We start from the raw sequence: 17571 nt of genomic DNA, 5'->3' as shown, positions 1-17571 counted from the left end.
AAAGATTTATAAAAAAACAATGATATACAAATAAAGGGAAAAGGCATCTTGGTATCGTATAAAGATAGTATAATCGTTTTTAAAGTTAGCAATATCATTAATGGGAGTGAGAATCATGGAAGCGGCGGTAGAACGAATTTTTTCTAATGAATTGGTGAAATTGGCTGGGGATTTTTTTCAAGTGAATGCTGGGAATCCGGTTAAACTTGGAGATGCAGAGAACTACGTTTTTGAGGTTTACAGGGATGGAACGCCATATATCTTAAGAATGACACATCAATCACATCGTACAAAAGATCAAGTTCTTGCTGAGTTAAAGTGGATTGAGCATTTACAGAATAATGGAAGTGAAATTCCTAAAGTTCTCTCTTCGAAAGAAAAGAACTTAGTCGAAAGTGTAAAGGGCTCGGATGGTACGGAATTTTATTGTTGTCTGTTTGAAAAAGCTCCTGGTGTCAGGGTGAAAGTCACAGATGAAAATTTCGACGAACCTTTATTTTTTGAATGGGGAAGAACCATTGGTCAAATGCATAAACAAACAAAAAGTTATAAGCCTGAAACAAAATATAAACGGCTGGATTGGCATGAAGAGGAATTATTGAATGTCCAGCTCTATCAATCCGATGTACCGAAGCAAGTGATCCGCCAGCAAGAAGTAATCAAGAAGAAATTGAATGCCCTTCCAGTTCATCAAGATAATTTTGGCTTGATTCATTCTGATATACATAACGGCAATTTCCATTATCATGAGGGGAGGATTCATGTTTTTGACTTTGATGACTGTTCTTATCACTGGTTTGCCAGCGATTTGGCGATACCTCTGTACTATCTGATGTGGAGTTTGGAACGTGAAGGGATAAAAGGGCTCGATGAATATGCTGCCAAGTTCATGAGGGAATTCATAAAAGGGTATGAGACGGAAAATATCCTGGCACCTGTGGAATACGAAACGATTCCTCTATTTTTAAAGCTAAGGGATTTAACGTTATATAACTTTTTTCATAAAAAGTTTGATTTGAAGAGTGCGGATCGTTCATTATACAACAGCGTTCAAAAAATCGAACAAAGAATCATGGAAGGCCGAACTATTGTTCACTTCGATCCGAACATGGTTCATTAAGGGGGATTGGAATGTCAAATGCATATATGATCCGAACTGGTGTATTGGAAGATGCGGAAGCGGTTTTGGATGTACAGAATTCCGTTATTTCCGAAGGCGAGTATTTTATTGCCGTATCGGGGGAGTTCAATAAAACACCTGAACAGCAACGAGATTGGATACGAAGGTTATTGGAAAATGAACGGGAAACCATCATCGTGGCCGAAATGAATGATGAAGTGGTTGGATGGATAGCATTTCAATCGGAAAATAGGAAGAGAATGTCCCACAAGGGATCATTTGGGGTGATGATTAGAAAAAATTTCAGAGGGATGGGAATTGGAAAAGAGCTTATTGAAGCGTTATTGGATTGGGCAGAAGCCAATCCGTTGATTGAAAAGGTGAGTTTAGGAGTTTTTTCAACAAATCATCAGGCAATATCATTGTATAAAAGGCTGGGATTTGTTGAAGAAGGCCGTAAAATCAAAGAATTCAAGCTGAGCGAAAGTGAATACGTTGATGATATTATCATGTACAAATTGGTTTGATCAGGCCGAAAGAGCATGAATGGATTCAATACATGCTCTTCCGGTTTTGTTATGTATCTAAACTAAAACGATGTTTATGTCATGCATCATTTAATTACTCTTACCTTCACTTGCTTTCTTCCCCACGTCAAAGCATCCGATTCTTTTGCGATGAATACATCGATTCTGTTTCCTTTGATCGCACCGCCCGTGTCTGCAGCGATGGCTTGTCCGTAGCCTTCGACTTCAACGATGGAGCCTAGCGGAATCACGTTCGGATCGACTGCTATCAGTTTGGCATCATCATATTTTTCTAAATCGACACCCATTCTAGTCGTGCCTGAACATCCCTCACAGCTCGCAGTATAAGCTGTACTTGTAACCGTCAGTTCTTTAACGGCAGAGCTCGCGGAACTGGCTCTTTCTTCTAATTTACTGAAGGTCCGTGCACCGGCTATACCGTCAGCGGATAATCCCTTTTGCTTTTGAAAGTTCATGACTGCTTGTTTTGTACCCGTTCCATAAATGCCATCGACCGTTGATGTGTAAACATCCCAGGCTTTCAATAGCCTTTGCAGTTCAGCTACAGGTCTTCCCATATCCCCGCTTTTTAGTACCTGTATTTTCTGATTCGTTTGTGTTCCTGATATTCCATCGACTTTCAGCCCTGATTTTTCCTGAAACTTCTTTACGGATTCCTTTGTTATCGGTCCATAGTAACCTGTTGCTTCATGATAGGGAAAAACCCCTTTTGTCAGTAATAATTCTTGTAATTGTTCTACATCACTATTACTCATCCCAAATGAAAGTGTGCGATCCAAAGCAGCGGCTTCGCCTTTAGTTGGCATACAAACTCCTAGAATGAATACAGAAGCCGTTAGGATCGTTAATAATATTTTCTTCATGTTTATCCTCCTCGTTGTTTCCTGCATTAAACCATTCGTTAAACTATCACCCTTTTAGGCGCAGTTAAGGAAAAACACCGCAAAGGCACTAAGTAATTGTTAAAACATGTAACAGAAAGAAAAGAAATGAGGCAGAGATCGGGTTACCATATCCTTATTAATTAACGAATTATGGAAAAAACCATTTTCATATGGAAACGGAATGGAACCGTTTGGTTGAACAGGGGCATTCATTCATGTACGTTTAAGTTACTAGAAATTCTTTTCATGATTAAAGGAGGAAATCGATTAAGGCAGTTATTTTCGACTTTGATGGTTTAATTTTAGACACGGAAACGGTTTGGTATGAGGCTTATAAAGAAACGATGGCTTTTTATGAATTTGATTTGCCTCTCGAACATTTTGTTACATGTATCGGAACCGATAATACTGAACTAAATCAGTACTTCAAAGATCAGCTGGGGGAAAGGTGTAATATTGAAGAAATTGAATCCAGAGCAAAAAGCCTCCATGAAGTAAAGATGAAAACATCACAAGCACGTGAAGGTGTGAAGGATTATTTAGAAGAAGCAAAAAGAAATGGATATAAAATAGCCCTCGCTTCAAGCTCGACAAAAGAGTGGGTCACTCATCATTTGGGGCAACTCGGACTGTTAAACTATTTTGAAGTTATCATTACAGGGGATGATGTCGATAAAGTCAAACCAGCGCCTGATTTGTATGTAAAGGCAATTGAAGTCCTGGGCATTCAGCCTACAAAAGCCGTAGCATTTGAAGATTCGTTAAATGGGCTTCAAGCGGCCCTGACTGCTGGATTAAAGTGTGTAATCGTTCCTAATCCCGTGACGGACGCTTTAGCTTTTGAAAACCATCATTTACGTCTCCGATCCATGGCGGATAAGAGCTTGTCTGATGTTATCAAGCATATTGAGCAATAACAGTTCAACGGTAATTATAGTAAGATATAAGAAAGAAACCGCGCCGAAGAAGGCAGAGTCTTCGGTTTTTCTGGTTATGTTTTGGTGGGGAGGATGAGTTTATGGGATTGCAAACAAATGACGAAGGAGTCCGGCTGCGGGAGGTCAAGGAGAGTGATCTTCCTATCTTTTCGAGCAGCAATTGGATCCTGCCGCAAACTATATGGCTGCTTTCACATCCAAGGATCCATCAGACAAGGCGGCTTTTTTGACACACTGGAAGAACATCTTATCGAACCGGGATATTCAAAAAATGACGATAATCCACAACGGATGTGTTGCGGGCAGCATTCTCATGTTTGAACAGTTTGGTAACCCGGAAGTGAGTTATTGGATCGGGAAGCAATATTGGGGGAAAGGGATTGCTACAGGTGCACTGCTCCATTTTTTGCCGAAAATAAAAGTCCGCCCTGTTTATGCCCGTGCAGCCAAGGATAACCTTGCATCCATCCGGGTGCTGGAAAAATGCGGATTTGAAAGATTCGATGAGGACAAAGGGTATTCCCATGCAAGAGGCAAAGAGGTGGAAGAATTCATTTTGAAACTTGAAAATTAAGATAATAATAACAATATCGTTTAGCCTATGAGGAAACGGGTGACAGACAATGGGATATAAGATTTTTTCCATCATTTTTATTTTATGCGGTCTTTTTGTAATGTGGTTCTCCATTTTTGGCAAAAAGAAAGGGATCAAAGAGATCGGCACACCAACGAATTTCATCGATGTAATTTTAATGATGATATATAAGCTCTTACCTTCCAATATTAGAAAAATCCTTCTATTTGCAATGGGTCTGGCCATTTCTATCGGATTTACCTATATATTGTTTAAATTGTGGTAAATTTTCCTAATCCTGAAACTTTATTCTTACGGAATCGTATAAAATGGTAACGATATATAGGAGTTGTTGCTATTTCGAAGAAAAAAAGTGAAGGCAGTGTTTTTGGATAATGGGGGCGGGAAGTTGACGCCGACGGAGGCATTGGTTCAATATACCCAATTAGAAGAATATCAGTATAGTAATAATATGCATAATATGGTAATGTTGAATTTGTGTGATTTTGGAAATTCATAAAAAAGGAAGGTATTATATGTCTGAATCGGTTCTTAAGGTTCAATCCTTAACTAAAAAAATTGGAAAAGCAACCATCGTAGACAATGTTAGCTTTGAAATAAAAAGCAATGAAATATTTGGTTTACTTGGTCCGAATGGTGCTGGTAAGACCACGATCATCCGTATGATCACGGGTCTCATCAATCGTACGGGCGGTATGGTCATGATCAATGGCAGTGACCTCGATCATGATTTCGAAGGTGCGATGAATGAATTGGGGGCCATTGTTGAAAATCCGGAGTTCTATAAGTATATGACAGGCAGAAAGAATATCCTGCATTATGCCCGGATGTCATCCAATGACATATCCAATGAGAGAATAGAAGAGGTCATTAAGCTTGTCAAACTGGATCATGCCATCGATAAGAAAGTTAAAACATATTCATTGGGAATGCGTCAGCGCCTTGGCGTTGCACAGGCCATTTTACATAAACCGTCGTTATTGATTTTTGATGAACCGACGAATGGCTTGGATCCACAAGGGATTCGCGAGTTTCGTGATTATTTGAAAGTACTGGCAAGTGAAGGCGTCGGAATATTGATTTCATCACATTTACTATCGGAAATGCAATTGATGTGTGATAGTTTTGCCGTTATCGAAAAGGGAAAACTGATTCATACGAAAGAACATATTGTTGATGAAAAAACCGAAACGATCAATGAAGTTTCATTCACCGTCAGTGATGGGAAGCTAGCTAAAAAAATCCTTCAAGAACAGTTTGCGGATATTGCGATCCTGAAAAATGGTGCAAAGACAATCTCCGTATCGGCCACCCGAGAACAAACGGCCAATATAAACAGGAGTTTTAATGTAAATGATCTGGATGTCTTTGAAATTGGCATTACCAGAAAATCGTTGGAAGATAAATTCTTCGAAATCACTGAGCAGGAAATGAGGGAGTCTGTATGATGTCCTTAGTAAAAAATGAATGGATGAAAATCTTTTCAAAAGTATCAACTTATATATTCATCGCTTTTCTATTATTGGCAGCATTAGGGGCTGCGGTCATCGATTATAAACTAAGTCCTGACGAAACGAATAAAGATTGGAAGCAAGAGTTAAACGCCGATATCCAAGAACAGGAAAAGGCTTTGGAAGCTAAGGAAATCAGTGAAGATGAAAAAGCCGCCATCATGGACGACATTAATTACAACAAGCAACTATTGGCCGATAATATAAACCCTGACCTAAACACGAATTGGACCTATATGGCTGAATGGACGACATCATTAACATCATTTGTCACTTTATTCGTCGTTATTGTCTGCAGCTCGCTCGTTTCTTCGGAATTTTCCGATGGGACCATTAAACAACTGTTGATCAGGCCTTATAAACGTTGGAAGATCCTGCTTTCCAAATATATTACTTCCTTGTTATTTGCAGCGTTACTACTTGCGAGCCTACTTATATTCAGTTATCTAATCGGAATCATATTCTTTGGCAATGGTTCGTATTCAGACAAAATCATGGATCCTGCATCTTTCGAATTCAGTCCGGTGGTAGTCGGCGAATATTTCGTGGACATGATCGTTTACTGGATACCAGGATTTCTAGTCATCACGACCATCGCTTTCATGTTAAGCACATTATTTAAAAACCAAGCACTTGCAGTGGGTATATCCATTTTCATCCTATTTGCCTCTTCGACATTAAATATGGTCATTCAATCATTCATCGGAAAATACGAGTGGTTAAAGTTCGTCTTATTCCCGCATCTTGATTTAAGGGGCTATATTTCCGGAACCATAGAAATGTTCGATGGAGCTACACTTGGATTCTCGATGGGTGTACTGGGAATCTATTATCTTATCTTTTTAGTGCTAACTTTCTTCTTCTTCCAGAAAAAAGATATCACTAATTAAATAGAGCGAAAAACCGAAATCAGTGGCTGATTTCGGTTTTTCTTATGTACGGGAAAGTTACTGCTTTGAATCTGGCCTAAAGTGAAACCTTTATCCAAATTTATCCGTATAAGATAATATGAGGATATTCAGTTGGATATAGGGGTGTAAAATGACTAAAAATAAGGTTCTATTAATTGGACTTACAGGATTTTCTTTATTTCTAATGGGCATGATCATATCACAATGGACAGTTGCTGGCGTAGTGATCGGAATAGGCGGAGGATTCGCAATGGGGATCAGTTCCTACCTGTTTGCTAGTCAGTAGCTCCAATTACATATGTACAATACACTATTTAATTGCGGCCTGCGCGGAAATAATCTGATAGAGATGGAGCAGATTTAAAGATGGGGAAAATGCATTATAAACGAAAGTTAGTCATTGTTTTTACAATTATTGGAGCAGCGTTAGGGCTCTATGTGTACTCGGCATTCTCTGAAAATTTGACAAAATCAACAGATTTGTCTGATGAATCTATCGGGGGATTTAAAGTGTTGGATAACATATCGAGTCCAGAATTCATTAGGGAATATGGTGAACCCATCGATCAAGATAATAATAATGCTTATGATTATTATTATTGGAAAGGCGGGTTAAAAACGGCCTCTATCAATACAGACGAGGATAAAGGGAAAATCATGCGGTTAATCATTTCAAGTACGGACGACGCCCAATTTGAAAACTCCCTTCAAACAAGCAAAGGTATTAAATTAGGAAGTAAGAAAGCGGACGTCCTTTCGAAGTACGGAGATCATTATTATAAAAGTTATGAACAGGGAGCCGATATTATCGGATACATTGACCATAAACGAAATATTACCTTGGAATTCTGGTGTGTACCAGGTGGAAGGGTCGCAGAAATACGATTGGATGATGCAGGTGTCATTTAATGTTTTTTCACAAGCGTCCCCGATTAAGGGTTTTTGCTGTTTAAGTCAATAAGAAAGCGATGCGATAAAGAATATGTTCACATGCTTTGCCTACTTTAAAGTTTAAGGGGAAATATCAAGAGGTAAATTTCCATTTTTTCATAATTCTTGAAACCATTTATTGCTTTATCCGTATAATTAATTGTGTACGGTGCTTGGGAGCACCGGTATTTAACGGCATTTATCATTTTTATAAATTGGGAGATGAAGGATCATGAGCGAAAAGGGTTGTATGAAATGCGGTAGCAATGATGCTGCCAAGAAGGATGTAGCCATGACAGGAACAGGCTTGTCAAAAATGTTCGATGTCCAGAATAATCAATTTACGGTTGTGTATTGCAAGCAGTGCGGTTATTCGGAGTTTTATAATAAGCAATCATCTGCAGGCAGTAATCTGCTGGATCTATTCTTGGGATGACCATCGGCACAACAAGAATCCCCTTTTACAGGAAAAGGGGATTCTTGTTTTTTCATACTGCCCATTACCCGATGAAGTGATCTTGAACGACTTTTGTAAATTCCTTGGCGACGGGTGAAAGGTGTTTAGATGATTTCATGACCAATCCTATCTCCCGGGAAAGTTCCGGGTTCAAGGGCAGGCTTTTGATGTGTTCGTTTTTTTCCGGTAAAGCCAGGTCGGGCATAATCGTGATGCCTAATTTTCCTGCTACCATTGAGAGCACGGTTTGATTGTCTTTTATGTCGTATGAAATATTTGGTTTTATCTTGGCTTCCAGGAATCTATCTTCTATGAGTGTTTCACAGCCAGATCGCAGCATGATGAATGGTTGATCAACGAAGTCTTCTAGCTTCAATACGGTTTTCCCTGAAAGTGGATGGCCTTCATATACCACAGCTGATAAAGGATCATTTAGCAGAGAGATGAATTCCACGTTCTTCACTGGTTTTGCTGCAAAGCCGATGTCCACTGTTCCTTCTTCGATCCATTTTAAGATTTCCTCATATCCACCTTCATGAATCAGCAAATCGATATTAGGGTATTTTTCTTTAAAGATAGAGAATAGCTTTGGTATGAATCTGGCAGTGAAGCTTGGAAAACTGCCAATCGTTATTTTACCGATTTCCATTCCATTCACAGCTGCAATCTTTTGTTCGATATGTGCAAGGTTGGCAGCGATGGCCCGCATATGTGGAATTACTTGTTCTCCCGCAGTCGTGAGTGTTATACCTTTTCGGTCACGCTTCAATAAAGTCACACCAAGTTCCGTTTCAAGTGCTGTAATGTTATGGCTCACGCCTGATTGAGTCAGTCCGATCCGGTCTCCCGCTTTCGTAAAACTTCCGTGTTCAACAACATGTAAAAAGACTTCCAGTTGAAAAAAATTCAAATGCCCCACACCCTTCTTCTAATTGATTATACATGAGAAACTCTAATCGAAGAAATGAAAAACATTCATTTTACTTATGATGCGGTCGAGAATACAATAAAATTACAAATTTAAATACGAATGGGTGATGGGAAAATGATGAAACGAAAATATGGGCAAATTCTTTCACCGTACACGCTTTCTAATGGAACGGTTCTTAAAAACAGGATTGTAGTTGCCCCGATGACCACTTATTCAGGTCAAGAGGATGGCTTGGTTTCTGACGAGGAATTAGCTTACTATAAAAGAAGGGCAGATGGACCTGCCATGTTCATTACTGCCGCTGCCGCCATTTCCCCTGTTGCGACAAGCTTTCCCAGGCAAATGAAAGTATATGATGAACAAAGCATCGCTGGACTTACAGAGCTTTCAAAAACAATCAAATCAAAAGGTGCAAAAGCCATTCTCCAGCTTCATCATGGCGGAAGCGAGAGTCTTCCAAGCTGTACAGGCGGAGAAAAAATGGTTAGTCCGAGCGGGGTCATTGCAAGCGTTTATACAGAAATGGGCGGGGAGTACATTCCAAGGTCAATGAGCCACACTGAGATTCTATCCACTATTCAAGACTTTGGAAGAGCCACCCGCCATGCCATTCGTTCAGGATTCGACGGCGTGGAAATCCATGGAGCGAATGGATATCTCATTCAGCAGTTTTTCTCACCCCACTCTAACAGACGGAGAGATCATTGGGGAGGGAGTTTGGAGAATAGAATGCATTTTCCACTTGCCGTCATTTCGGAGGTGAAGCGGATCAGTGATCTATACGCAGACAAGGAATTCATTATTGGGTATCGCTTCTCCCCCGAAGAACCGGAAGAAGGCGGATTGAAAATGGAGGATACAGCTGCATTGGTAGATAAATTGGCAACCCAAGGGCTTTCCTATTTACATCTTTCTGTTAAAAATGTCTGGTCCATGCCTAGAAGCGGATTGAACAGGGGATTGACAAGGACCGAAATTCTCCGTGATATCATCGCTGGCAGGACCAGTTTCATATCACTAGGATCGATTCATACTCCAGAGGAAGCAAATGCTGTGCTTGAGAAAAATATACCGCTTTTCGCATTGGGAAGGGAATTACTGATGGAACCGGACTGGGCAGCCAAAATAAAGGAAGGCAGGGAAGATGAGATCATGACAACCTTGCCGCGCGATAGCAGGTGTAAATTAAGTATTCCGGATCGAATGTGGGCGAATATCATTACTCGTGACGGCATGCCCGAGAAATGATAGTATGAATGTAAAAAATGGAAATTTTATGAGGGGAAATTAAATGAATAAAATAGCACTTCTTCAACTGTCTCTAGCCATGACAATCTTTGGTTCTGTCGGTTTCTTTTCGGAACTATCAGGACTTCCTGCATTGGAATTGGTTTTTGTTCGCTGCATTTGTGCTGCCGTATTCTTATGTGCAGCCTGGATGATTACAGGACATTTCAAGAACGAACTATGGAATGGTAGAGAGGTAATGCTCATCATTTTCTGCGCGGTGGCGAACTTGTTAAACTGGATATTCCTCTTTAAATCTTTTGAGATGATATCGGTGACAATCGCCATTTCGCTTTATCATTTAGCGCCGATCATTGTACTCATTATAGGGAGCTTCATCTTTAGGGAGAAAATGAATGTATTCTCCATCTTGGCCATTTCCCTTTGCTTCATTGGCACATTACTCATTATGGGAACAGATGGATTTCGATCATCATCCCCTGAATGGGAAGGCATCATGTATGGAATCATTGCTGCATTTTTTTATGCGGCAACCATGCTTTTAGGAAAGAGCATTGCAAAGACCAGTGTATATGCGACTACATTTCTGCAAATGTTCATTGGATTTTTAGTACTGATTCCTTTTGTCGATTTTTCCGTATATACAACCTTAAAATCTTCCGAATGGTTTTATACGGTGCTTACCGGCATCATCCATACAGGCGTCGTGTATTTGCTGTTTTTTAATAGTATTCGCCATTTGCCTACAAATGTAGTATCTTTCATGATTTTTGTCGATCCGGCAGTTGCCATCCTTTTGGATATTCTGCTTTCAGGATTTAAACCGGACGGCATTCAAATTCTGGGCATTTCCTTGATATTTATTGGGGTGGTCTATTCACTTAAGACGACTGGACCGACCGAAAATGATGTCATACAGAAAAGGCCGCACACAATGTGAGGCCTTTTTCCTTTATGATTTTTTCATTAACTATTGATTAAAATGATAGACATCCCAAATGTCAGGGGTTTCCGATCCAATGTACCAAGCAGCTGCACCGCCTAGATGATTTTGTTTTACCAGGTCAACACGGAGCTTCATCGATTTTTTATCCTCTATCCAAATTTGATGCTTTTTCCCTTTGGAAGTATACATCACGTAATTTTGTTGAGTCTGTTTATCCCATACCTTTTTAAGATTTTGAGATGAAATGATTTTGTTGACCTCAGCCATGGTACGGTCATGACTTTTCACTTTTTTGGTCGACAAATCGGTTACCCATTCCCTCGTATAAAATGGTACAGCCAATATGATCTTATGGGCAGGTACTTCTTTCATTAAAAGCTTGGTTCCTTCTTTGATCCAAGGTAACGAGGAAACGGACCCGGCTACCGGGCTCCCTCCCCAATGCTCGTCATAACCCATTATGATTATATAGTCCGCTATTTTGCCAAGTGCTTTCCTATCTAGACTTTTTGACCAAAAAGGATCGTCATTTTCTCGGGTGACATCCACAGACACTTTAATTCCATGCGGTTTTAGTGCCTTTTTTAGTTCGCCTATGAAAAGTACAAAGTCCTTCTTATTTTTTGGATCGATGTTTTCGAAATCTACATTTATTCCATCACTTTTCGTTTTAACAAGTGAATCCCGTAAAGCTGAAACTAATTTCTGGCGTTTTTTTGTATTGCCTAGTACAGAACCAGTTAAAACGGGGTCAAATTTATTCCCGATAAGCTGCCAAACTTGTTTTCCTTGTTTATGGGCAGATTGGACGTATTTTGTATCTACAGAAACGGAAACGTAATTACCGGTATCCGTTAGCGTGTAAGAACGGGGAGATACTACATTTAAATTGGGTTGTTTAATTTGCTGGGTATAGCTTTCTTTCGATCCATTATGCTTCCAGCCCATGACGATACGGTTTTGCGCCTTTTTTTGAAGCTGGGATTTCTTTATCCATCCCTTTTTTCCGCCAAGCAATTGAACCTGGTAGTAATAATCCGGAACCTTCAATTTTTGGCCAACTTTAAGGGTAACCGTATGTAAGTTATTTAATTTCGTCAAATCACTTGTTGTTACCTTGTATTTAGTAGAAATCTTCCATAATGTATCTCCTGATACAACCTTATGGAACTTATATTTCTGGGGAATCTTCAGGTTTTGGCCAACAGTTATTTCGGAAGAAGTTAATTTATTCACTTTTTGCAGCTCGCTTACTGAAACATCATATTGATTTGCCACTTTCCATAATGTGTTTCCAGACTTCACTTTATGAATGATAGGACCCGCAGAATCTCCGACGGAAGAAGAAATGATGGGAAACTCCTCGCCCTTCTTCAAGGTCTTTAATAGAGTAGAACCTAATTTGGGAGAACCAAAAACTTTCGTATTGTCCACTTTAACAGAACCTATAGAACCTATAGATTGGGTTTTACTTGATGAATAACCACTGGTTGGAAAGAGACACATACAAAGAAGGCTTAACATAATAAAACATCCAAAGAATTTTTTCACAATGATTTTAATTCCCCTTTGTAAAATTTAACTTTACTAGTTTACTATGGAGAATAGCCATAAAATAGAGGTACATTGTGGAAAGGCATTTCTAACCTTCGTGTGGGACGAATTATTCCGTATGAAGGGCAATTGATTCGTAAGTAAAGGGGAGAGTTCGAATGTCACATTTTGCATTACAGTTTTATGATTTTAACATATGGGCAAATAATCAGATTTTCAACCGTTTAAAAGAGCTTCCAAAGGATGTTTACCATCAAGAAGTTCAAAGTGTGTTTTCATCGATATCGAGTGTGATGGCCCATGTGTATCTTTCCGATCTGGGGTGGGTGGAGGTTTTTTCCGGTAAAAGCCTGAAACATGCATTGGAGCTGGCTGAACAACTGAAGGAACAAACAGAGTCAAAGGAATTGGAGGAAATGGAGGCCATGTTTTTTGAGTTGTCCGAGCGGTACAAATCGCTGCTTGGCGAAAAAGAAAATTTAAATAAGCCTCTTATGATTGAGAATCCAGCTGGCGGCCTAATGAAAACAAGTGCAGCCGAATTGGTGCCGCATGTCGTGAATCATGGAACATATCACCGCGGCAATATCACGGCCATGTTGCGCCAAATGGGTTATGCCTCTACTTCGACGGATTATGGTCTTTATTTATTTTTAAAAGGAGAGTAACGGGATTGCATTTGCTTACTGATAGGACTGTAAGCATTGACAGTCCTGTCCTTAAAGTAAGGCCACCTGTTATTTTGAAGATAACGAAATAAATGTGAACAGGTTAACCGGTTCTTACTGGTTGGCCTTTTTTACGTTTGTCAGTGGAAATGACTTGTACATGACATTTGTCATCTTCTAGTCATGACACCTGGTACTAATAAAATCAAGTTGGTTTCTTTATACTATGAATAACGACAAATAAAAGGAAGTGCAATTGAAATATGACCATGCAAAATACGAAATCCTTGAGAAAACAAATTGCTCCTTTTGAACAATCAACGACAAAGCAAAGTATATGGCAGATCATCAATACCTTGGGGCCGTTCATCATTTTATGGTACCTAGCATATATAAGTCTTTCCGTTTCTTATTGGTTAGCTTTAATCCCTGCCGTGTTTGCTGCTGGATTCTTGACGAGAATATTCATCATTTTTCATGATTGTACGCATCATTCATTTTTCAAAGACCGCCGTGCGAATCGAATAGTCGGTACGATCATGGGTGTTTTGACTTTATTCCCGTTTGATCAATGGGGACATGAGCATTCTGTGCATCACGCAACAAGCGGTAATCTGGATAAGCGGGGTACAGGGGATATTTGGACCCTTACTGTTGATGAGTATTTGGCTGCACCGCTTAAACTTCGTTTTGCCTATCGTTTTTATCGCAATCCATTGGTCATGTTTGGTCTGGGACCAATTTATGTTTTCCTTCTTAAAAACAGATTTAACCGTAAAGGTGCTAGAAAGAAGGAAAAAATGAATACGTATTTGACCAATGTAATAATCGTCGCTTTAGCGGCATTGCTTTGCCTGGCAGTAGGCTGGCAGTCTTTCCTTCTGGTACAAGGTTCCATTTTCATGATTTCTGGTTCAGTCGGCATTTGGCTGTTTTACGTCCAGCACACATTTGAGGACTCTTATTTTGAAGAAAATGAGGAGTGGGAATATGTGTTGGCAGCAGTGGAAGGAAGTTCTTTTTATAAGCTTCCGAAATTGATGCAGTTCCTTACAGGTAATATCGGTTACCATCATGTTCACCATTTAAGTCCAAGGGTGCCTAACTATAAATTGGAAATGGCGCACAATAATACGCAGCCTTTAGAGAACGTTCCAACGATTACTCTTGCGACAAGCTTGCGCTCACTCCGTTTCCGTTTATGGGATGAGGAATCCAAGAATTTTGTCAGTTTCAAGGACATAAAATATTTAACGAAAAAAAGTGTTCCCGCTCAAGTGAAATCTGAACTGTAACGTTCATGTATCATTCCAGACTCCCTTAATAATCCTCGGATTTGGGGAGTCTTTGCTTCATATAAGGAACTCGATAAAGGAGAGAACTTAAAATGATTCGAATTGTCATTGCAGAGAATCAGCAAATGCTGTTAGAGGCAATAAGTTCTCTACTCAATCTTGAAGAAGATCTAGAAATTGTCGGGCAAGCCAGTAATGGAGAAGAAGCGATGGCTCTTGTACACCAATTACAGCCTGATGTATGTATCATGGATATGGAGATGCCTGTAATGAGCGGACTTGAGGCAGCAGAAGCATTAAGGTCATTTGAGTGTAAAGTGGTCATTTTAACGACATTTCGAAGGAATGGTTATTTTCAACTCGCATTAAAGGCTAATGTAAGTGGTTATTTATTGAAGGATAGCCCGGGTGAAGAGTTAGCCTGTTCGATTCGCGGCATAATGGATGGCAAGCGAATATACTCCCCAGAACTTATTGATGGGTCTTCCAGCCATAATGGCCGGGAAATGGGAGTGTTAGGGCTGTTGGCCGATGGTCAATCCAAAATGGAACCGTCCAATCAGAAAGGCGACACAATAGGGACAGTAAGGAAATATTTTTCCAACATCAAGGATAAAATGAAGTTACCGGCTGGTTAGGATTTGTTTCTTAAATCCTGTTGACACGTTTTTTTAAATTGTGTACGATGGATTAAATTATAATATTGAAAATTCTGTGATGAAGAGAGTAGTTCATTTGGAAATGGAAAGCGAGTTAGGGATGGTGGGAGCCTAATGCAGGACGGATGAATGAAGCGCACTTTGGAGAAATTTCTTGAAACGTTTAGTAGGGAATATCGGGGAGTCACCTCGTTAACAATGGAAAGTGGCCGCAATTTGTGGCAACTAGAGTGGTACCACGGGAATTCATGCTCTCGTCTCTTATTTAGAGGCGGGGGCTTTTTTGTTTAGGAGGGAAAATGTCGATGAATAAACCAATTGCAGAATTGATTTCAACTGCTTTGAACAATGAAATGCCAGCAAGTGAAATAGAAAAATTAATGGAAAAGCCAAAATTGATGGAGTTAGGCGATGTCGCCTTTCCGTGCTTTACTCTTGCGAAAAAATTCAAAAAATCGCCTCAGGTGATTGCCTCGGAAATAGCCCAACAATTAAACAGTACGTTGATTCAAGAAGTGAACGTAGTGGGAGGTTATCTGAATATCTTCGTCAATCAACAGATGGTGACGGAAAACGTGCTGCAAACGATATTAAGGGAAAAGGATCAGTATGGTTCGATGCAGACTGGACAGGGAAATGTCGTGATTGATTATTCCTCCCCGAATATTGCCAAACCTTTTTCCATGGGGCACTTACGTTCAACGGTCATAGGGAATGCACTGGCCAACATTGCCGAAAAAAATGGCTACAATGCCGTGCGTATCAATCATTTAGGAGATTGGGGCACGCAATTCGGTAAGTTGATTGTCGCGTATAAGCTGTGGGGCGACAAAGAGGCAATCGAAGCTTCGCCGATTCAGGAATTATTGAAAATCTATGTGAAGTTCCATGAAAGAGCTGAAACGGATGAATCGTTGAATGAACAAGCACGCGCAAGCTTCAAGTCGCTTGAAGACGGCGACGAGGAAGCATTGGCATTGTGGAAATGGTTCAGGGATGCGTCTTTAAAAGAATTCGAGATGATTTATGATTTATTGGGCATCCGTTTTGATTCCTATGCCGGCGAAGCGTTTTACAATGACAAAATGGATGCTGTTGTCGGGGAACTAAAAGAAAAAGGCCTGCTTGCCTTATCCGAAGGTGCCTATGTCGTGCAATTGGAAGATATGCCGCCTTGTTTGATTACGAAAACGGATGGTGCGACACTTTATGCCACACGTGATTTAGCTGCAGCACTGTATCGTAAAAAACAGTATGAGGCAAAGAAAACATTTTATGTGGTCGGAAACGAACAATCGCTGCACTTTAAACAACTCTTTAAGGTCATTGAGAAAATGGGGTATGAGTGGTCAAAAGACTTACAGCACGTGGCATTTGGCATGATGCTAAAAGACGGTAAGAAAATGTCGACACGTAAAGGGAAAGTCGTGCTGCTTGCGGATGTATTGGCAGAGGCGATCGAAACTGCGAAGCGCAATATTGAAGAAAAAAATCAAGCGCTTGAAGAGAAAGAATTGGTTGCAAGACAGGTTGGTGTCGGAGCGGTAATCTTTAATGATTTAAAAAATAACCGCATGAACGATATTGATTTTTCATTAGAGCAAATGATGAATTTTGAGGGAGAAACGGGCCCATATGTACAATACACATTTGCGCGAATTTCCTCATTGCTTGAAAAAGGTGATTTTAAAGAGCAGGCCATCCATTTTGACGCTTTAGGGGAATATGCGTGGCCAGTCATCCAGCTGCTTGAGCAATACCCGATCATTGTCCAAAAATCATTTGAACAAGCCGATCCATCCCAAATCGCGAAATTCAGCTTGCATGTATCGCGTGCATTCAATAAGTATTATGCACATTCGAAAATCTTAGTTGAAGATGAATGGAAACAAATGAAGCTCTCATTCGCTTTTTCCGTAGCGATTGTATTGAAGGATGCGCTAAGTTTATTGGGAATTTCAGCACCGAATAAAATGTAAGGTGAAAAAAACACCAGGATAATCATCGTAGGTGAAGGCCAAAGCATTTGCGATGCGATTGATCCACCTTGGCTTAACGTCTATGCAATTAGAGTGAATTATGGCGGGACCCCTTCAGCGGGTACCCGCCTTTTCTGAATTGAAAAATGCCCTTACTCCCAACCGGGAATAAGGGCATGCACCGTGAACATGTCACGGCGATAATGAATTAATAAGCTAGGCTGAATAGGGCTTTGATGTGTGATAGGTAGCGAACATTACTTGCTTCTTTCATCAATGTAGCCGGCAGGCCTTTAAGTGAAGTGTTATTGGCCCCGACGGTTGCCACCGCATCCTTACGGCCAAGGCTCGCAAGTGTACCTGAGTTTACAGGTGAAAATACTTCAAGTTTCTTGCC

General features: G+C 40.1%; 18 protein-coding genes, 2 pseudogenes and 1 other annotated feature. Of the genes and pseudogenes, 16 read left to right on the top strand and 4 right to left on the bottom strand.

What is annotated here, in order from left to right; translation table 11 throughout:
• Positions 1 to 115 precede the first annotated feature (115 nt).
• Both ACIQ0C_RS23530 and ACIQ0C_RS23525 read left to right on the top strand, forming a co-directional pair.
• Positions 116 to 1120 carry a phosphotransferase enzyme family protein gene (locus ACIQ0C_RS23530; RefSeq protein WP_403064469.1) on the top strand — a complete coding sequence of 335 codons (1005 nt, stop codon included), beginning with the start codon at positions 116 to 118 and terminating at the stop codon, positions 1118 to 1120.
• Between the two features lie 11 nt (positions 1121 to 1131).
• Positions 1132 to 1647, top strand: a complete 516-nt coding sequence (locus tag ACIQ0C_RS23525) for a GNAT family N-acetyltransferase (RefSeq protein ID WP_403064466.1) — start codon at positions 1132 to 1134, stop codon at positions 1645 to 1647.
• 86 nt (positions 1648 to 1733) lie between these two features.
• On the opposite strand, the gene ACIQ0C_RS23520 is transcribed toward ACIQ0C_RS23525, so the two are convergent.
• Positions 1734 to 2531 (bottom strand): peptidoglycan-binding protein, encoded by a 798-nt coding sequence (locus ACIQ0C_RS23520; protein WP_402843577.1) that lies wholly within the window; start codon positions 2529 to 2531, stop codon positions 1734 to 1736.
• A gap of 287 nt (positions 2532 to 2818) precedes the next feature.
• On the opposite strand from ACIQ0C_RS23520, the gene ACIQ0C_RS23515 reads away from it, so the two are divergent.
• The 8 genes and pseudogenes from ACIQ0C_RS23515 to ACIQ0C_RS23480 all read left to right on the top strand — a co-directional run bounded on the left by ACIQ0C_RS23515 (position 2819) and on the right by ACIQ0C_RS23480 (position 7873).
• Positions 2819 to 3469: an HAD family hydrolase gene (locus ACIQ0C_RS23515; RefSeq protein ID WP_403064575.1), complete on the top strand. Its 651-nt coding sequence runs from the start codon at positions 2819 to 2821 to the stop codon at positions 3467 to 3469.
• 101 nt (positions 3470 to 3570) lie between these two features.
• Positions 3571 to 4064, top strand: a pseudogene (locus ACIQ0C_RS23510) (GNAT family N-acetyltransferase).
• A 49-nt stretch (positions 4065 to 4113) separates the two neighbouring features.
• A complete protein-coding gene (locus ACIQ0C_RS23505; RefSeq protein ID WP_403064464.1) occupies positions 4114 to 4350 on the top strand; it encodes a hypothetical protein in 237 nt (78 codons plus the stop codon).
• A 250-nt stretch (positions 4351 to 4600) separates the two neighbouring features.
• On the top strand, positions 4601 to 5533 hold the full coding sequence (locus ACIQ0C_RS23500) for an ABC transporter ATP-binding protein (protein ID WP_403064461.1): 933 nt from the start codon (positions 4601 to 4603) through the stop codon (positions 5531 to 5533).
• Positions 5530 to 6486 carry an ABC transporter permease gene (locus ACIQ0C_RS23495; RefSeq protein WP_403064458.1) on the top strand — a complete coding sequence of 319 codons (957 nt, stop codon included), beginning with the start codon at positions 5530 to 5532 and terminating at the stop codon, positions 6484 to 6486. The genes ACIQ0C_RS23500 and ACIQ0C_RS23495 overlap by 4 nt, the downstream gene beginning before the upstream one ends.
• A gap of 151 nt (positions 6487 to 6637) precedes the next feature.
• Complete coding sequence (locus tag ACIQ0C_RS23490) at positions 6638 to 6793, top strand: hypothetical protein (RefSeq protein ID WP_403064455.1); 156 nt, start codon at positions 6638 to 6640, stop codon at positions 6791 to 6793.
• A gap of 80 nt (positions 6794 to 6873) precedes the next feature.
• On the top strand, positions 6874 to 7416 hold the full coding sequence (locus ACIQ0C_RS23485) for a hypothetical protein (protein WP_403064452.1): 543 nt from the start codon (positions 6874 to 6876) through the stop codon (positions 7414 to 7416).
• 253 nt (positions 7417 to 7669) lie between these two features.
• Positions 7670 to 7873 carry a zinc ribbon domain-containing protein gene (locus ACIQ0C_RS23480; RefSeq protein ID WP_137020214.1) on the top strand — a complete coding sequence of 68 codons (204 nt, stop codon included), beginning with the start codon at positions 7670 to 7672 and terminating at the stop codon, positions 7871 to 7873.
• Between the two features lie 64 nt (positions 7874 to 7937).
• Here ACIQ0C_RS23480 and ACIQ0C_RS23475 read toward each other — a convergent pair whose 3' ends face one another.
• Positions 7938 to 8804 carry a LysR family transcriptional regulator gene (locus ACIQ0C_RS23475; protein WP_403064449.1) on the bottom strand — a complete coding sequence of 289 codons (867 nt, stop codon included), beginning with the start codon at positions 8802 to 8804 and terminating at the stop codon, positions 7938 to 7940.
• 135 nt (positions 8805 to 8939) lie between these two features.
• On the opposite strand from ACIQ0C_RS23475, the gene ACIQ0C_RS23470 reads away from it, so the two are divergent.
• Positions 8940 to 10073, top strand: a complete 1134-nt coding sequence (locus tag ACIQ0C_RS23470; protein ID WP_403064446.1) for an NADH-dependent flavin oxidoreductase — start codon at positions 8940 to 8942, stop codon at positions 10071 to 10073.
• Between the two features lie 43 nt (positions 10074 to 10116).
• Positions 10117 to 11013 (top strand): DMT family transporter, encoded by an 897-nt coding sequence (locus ACIQ0C_RS23465; RefSeq protein ID WP_403064443.1) that lies wholly within the window; start codon positions 10117 to 10119, stop codon positions 11011 to 11013.
• 30 nt (positions 11014 to 11043) lie between these two features.
• Here the strand turns inward: ACIQ0C_RS23465 and ACIQ0C_RS23460 are convergent, their stop codons facing one another.
• Complete coding sequence (locus tag ACIQ0C_RS23460) at positions 11044 to 12453, bottom strand: LysM peptidoglycan-binding domain-containing protein (RefSeq protein ID WP_403064440.1); 1410 nt, start codon at positions 12451 to 12453, stop codon at positions 11044 to 11046.
• Between the two features lie 278 nt (positions 12454 to 12731).
• Between ACIQ0C_RS23460 and ACIQ0C_RS23455 the strand changes: the two genes are divergently transcribed.
• The 4 genes from ACIQ0C_RS23455 to argS all read left to right on the top strand — a co-directional run bounded on the left by ACIQ0C_RS23455 (position 12732) and on the right by argS (position 17174).
• The gene (locus ACIQ0C_RS23455) at positions 12732 to 13241 is read left to right on the top strand and encodes a DinB family protein (protein ID WP_403064437.1); all 510 of its coding nucleotides are present in this window, start codon (positions 12732 to 12734) and stop codon (positions 13239 to 13241) included.
• 263 nt (positions 13242 to 13504) lie between these two features.
• Positions 13505 to 14536: a Delta(5) desaturase DesA gene (desA, locus tag ACIQ0C_RS23450; RefSeq protein ID WP_403064435.1), complete on the top strand. Its 1032-nt coding sequence runs from the start codon at positions 13505 to 13507 to the stop codon at positions 14534 to 14536.
• 92 nt (positions 14537 to 14628) lie between these two features.
• Entirely contained in the window at positions 14629 to 15174 is a 546-nt protein-coding gene (locus ACIQ0C_RS23445) for a response regulator (protein ID WP_403064432.1), read from the top strand.
• A gap of 67 nt (positions 15175 to 15241) precedes the next feature.
• Positions 15242 to 15460, top strand: a binding site (T-box leader).
• 40 nt (positions 15461 to 15500) lie between these two features.
• Entirely contained in the window at positions 15501 to 17174 is a 1674-nt protein-coding gene (gene argS / locus ACIQ0C_RS23440; protein WP_403064429.1) for an arginine--tRNA ligase, read from the top strand.
• A gap of 208 nt (positions 17175 to 17382) precedes the next feature.
• On the opposite strand, the pseudogene ACIQ0C_RS23435 reads toward argS, so the two are convergent.
• Positions 17383 to 17571, bottom strand: a pseudogene (locus tag ACIQ0C_RS23435) (NAD(P)/FAD-dependent oxidoreductase); the annotation flags it as partial.

Source organism: Peribacillus sp. NPDC096448 (assembly GCF_044762675.1).
In the GTDB taxonomy this organism is placed as follows: domain Bacteria; phylum Bacillota; class Bacilli; order Bacillales; family DSM-1321; genus Peribacillus; species Peribacillus frigoritolerans_B.
This window is presented reverse-complemented; position numbering and strand designations above follow the sequence as displayed.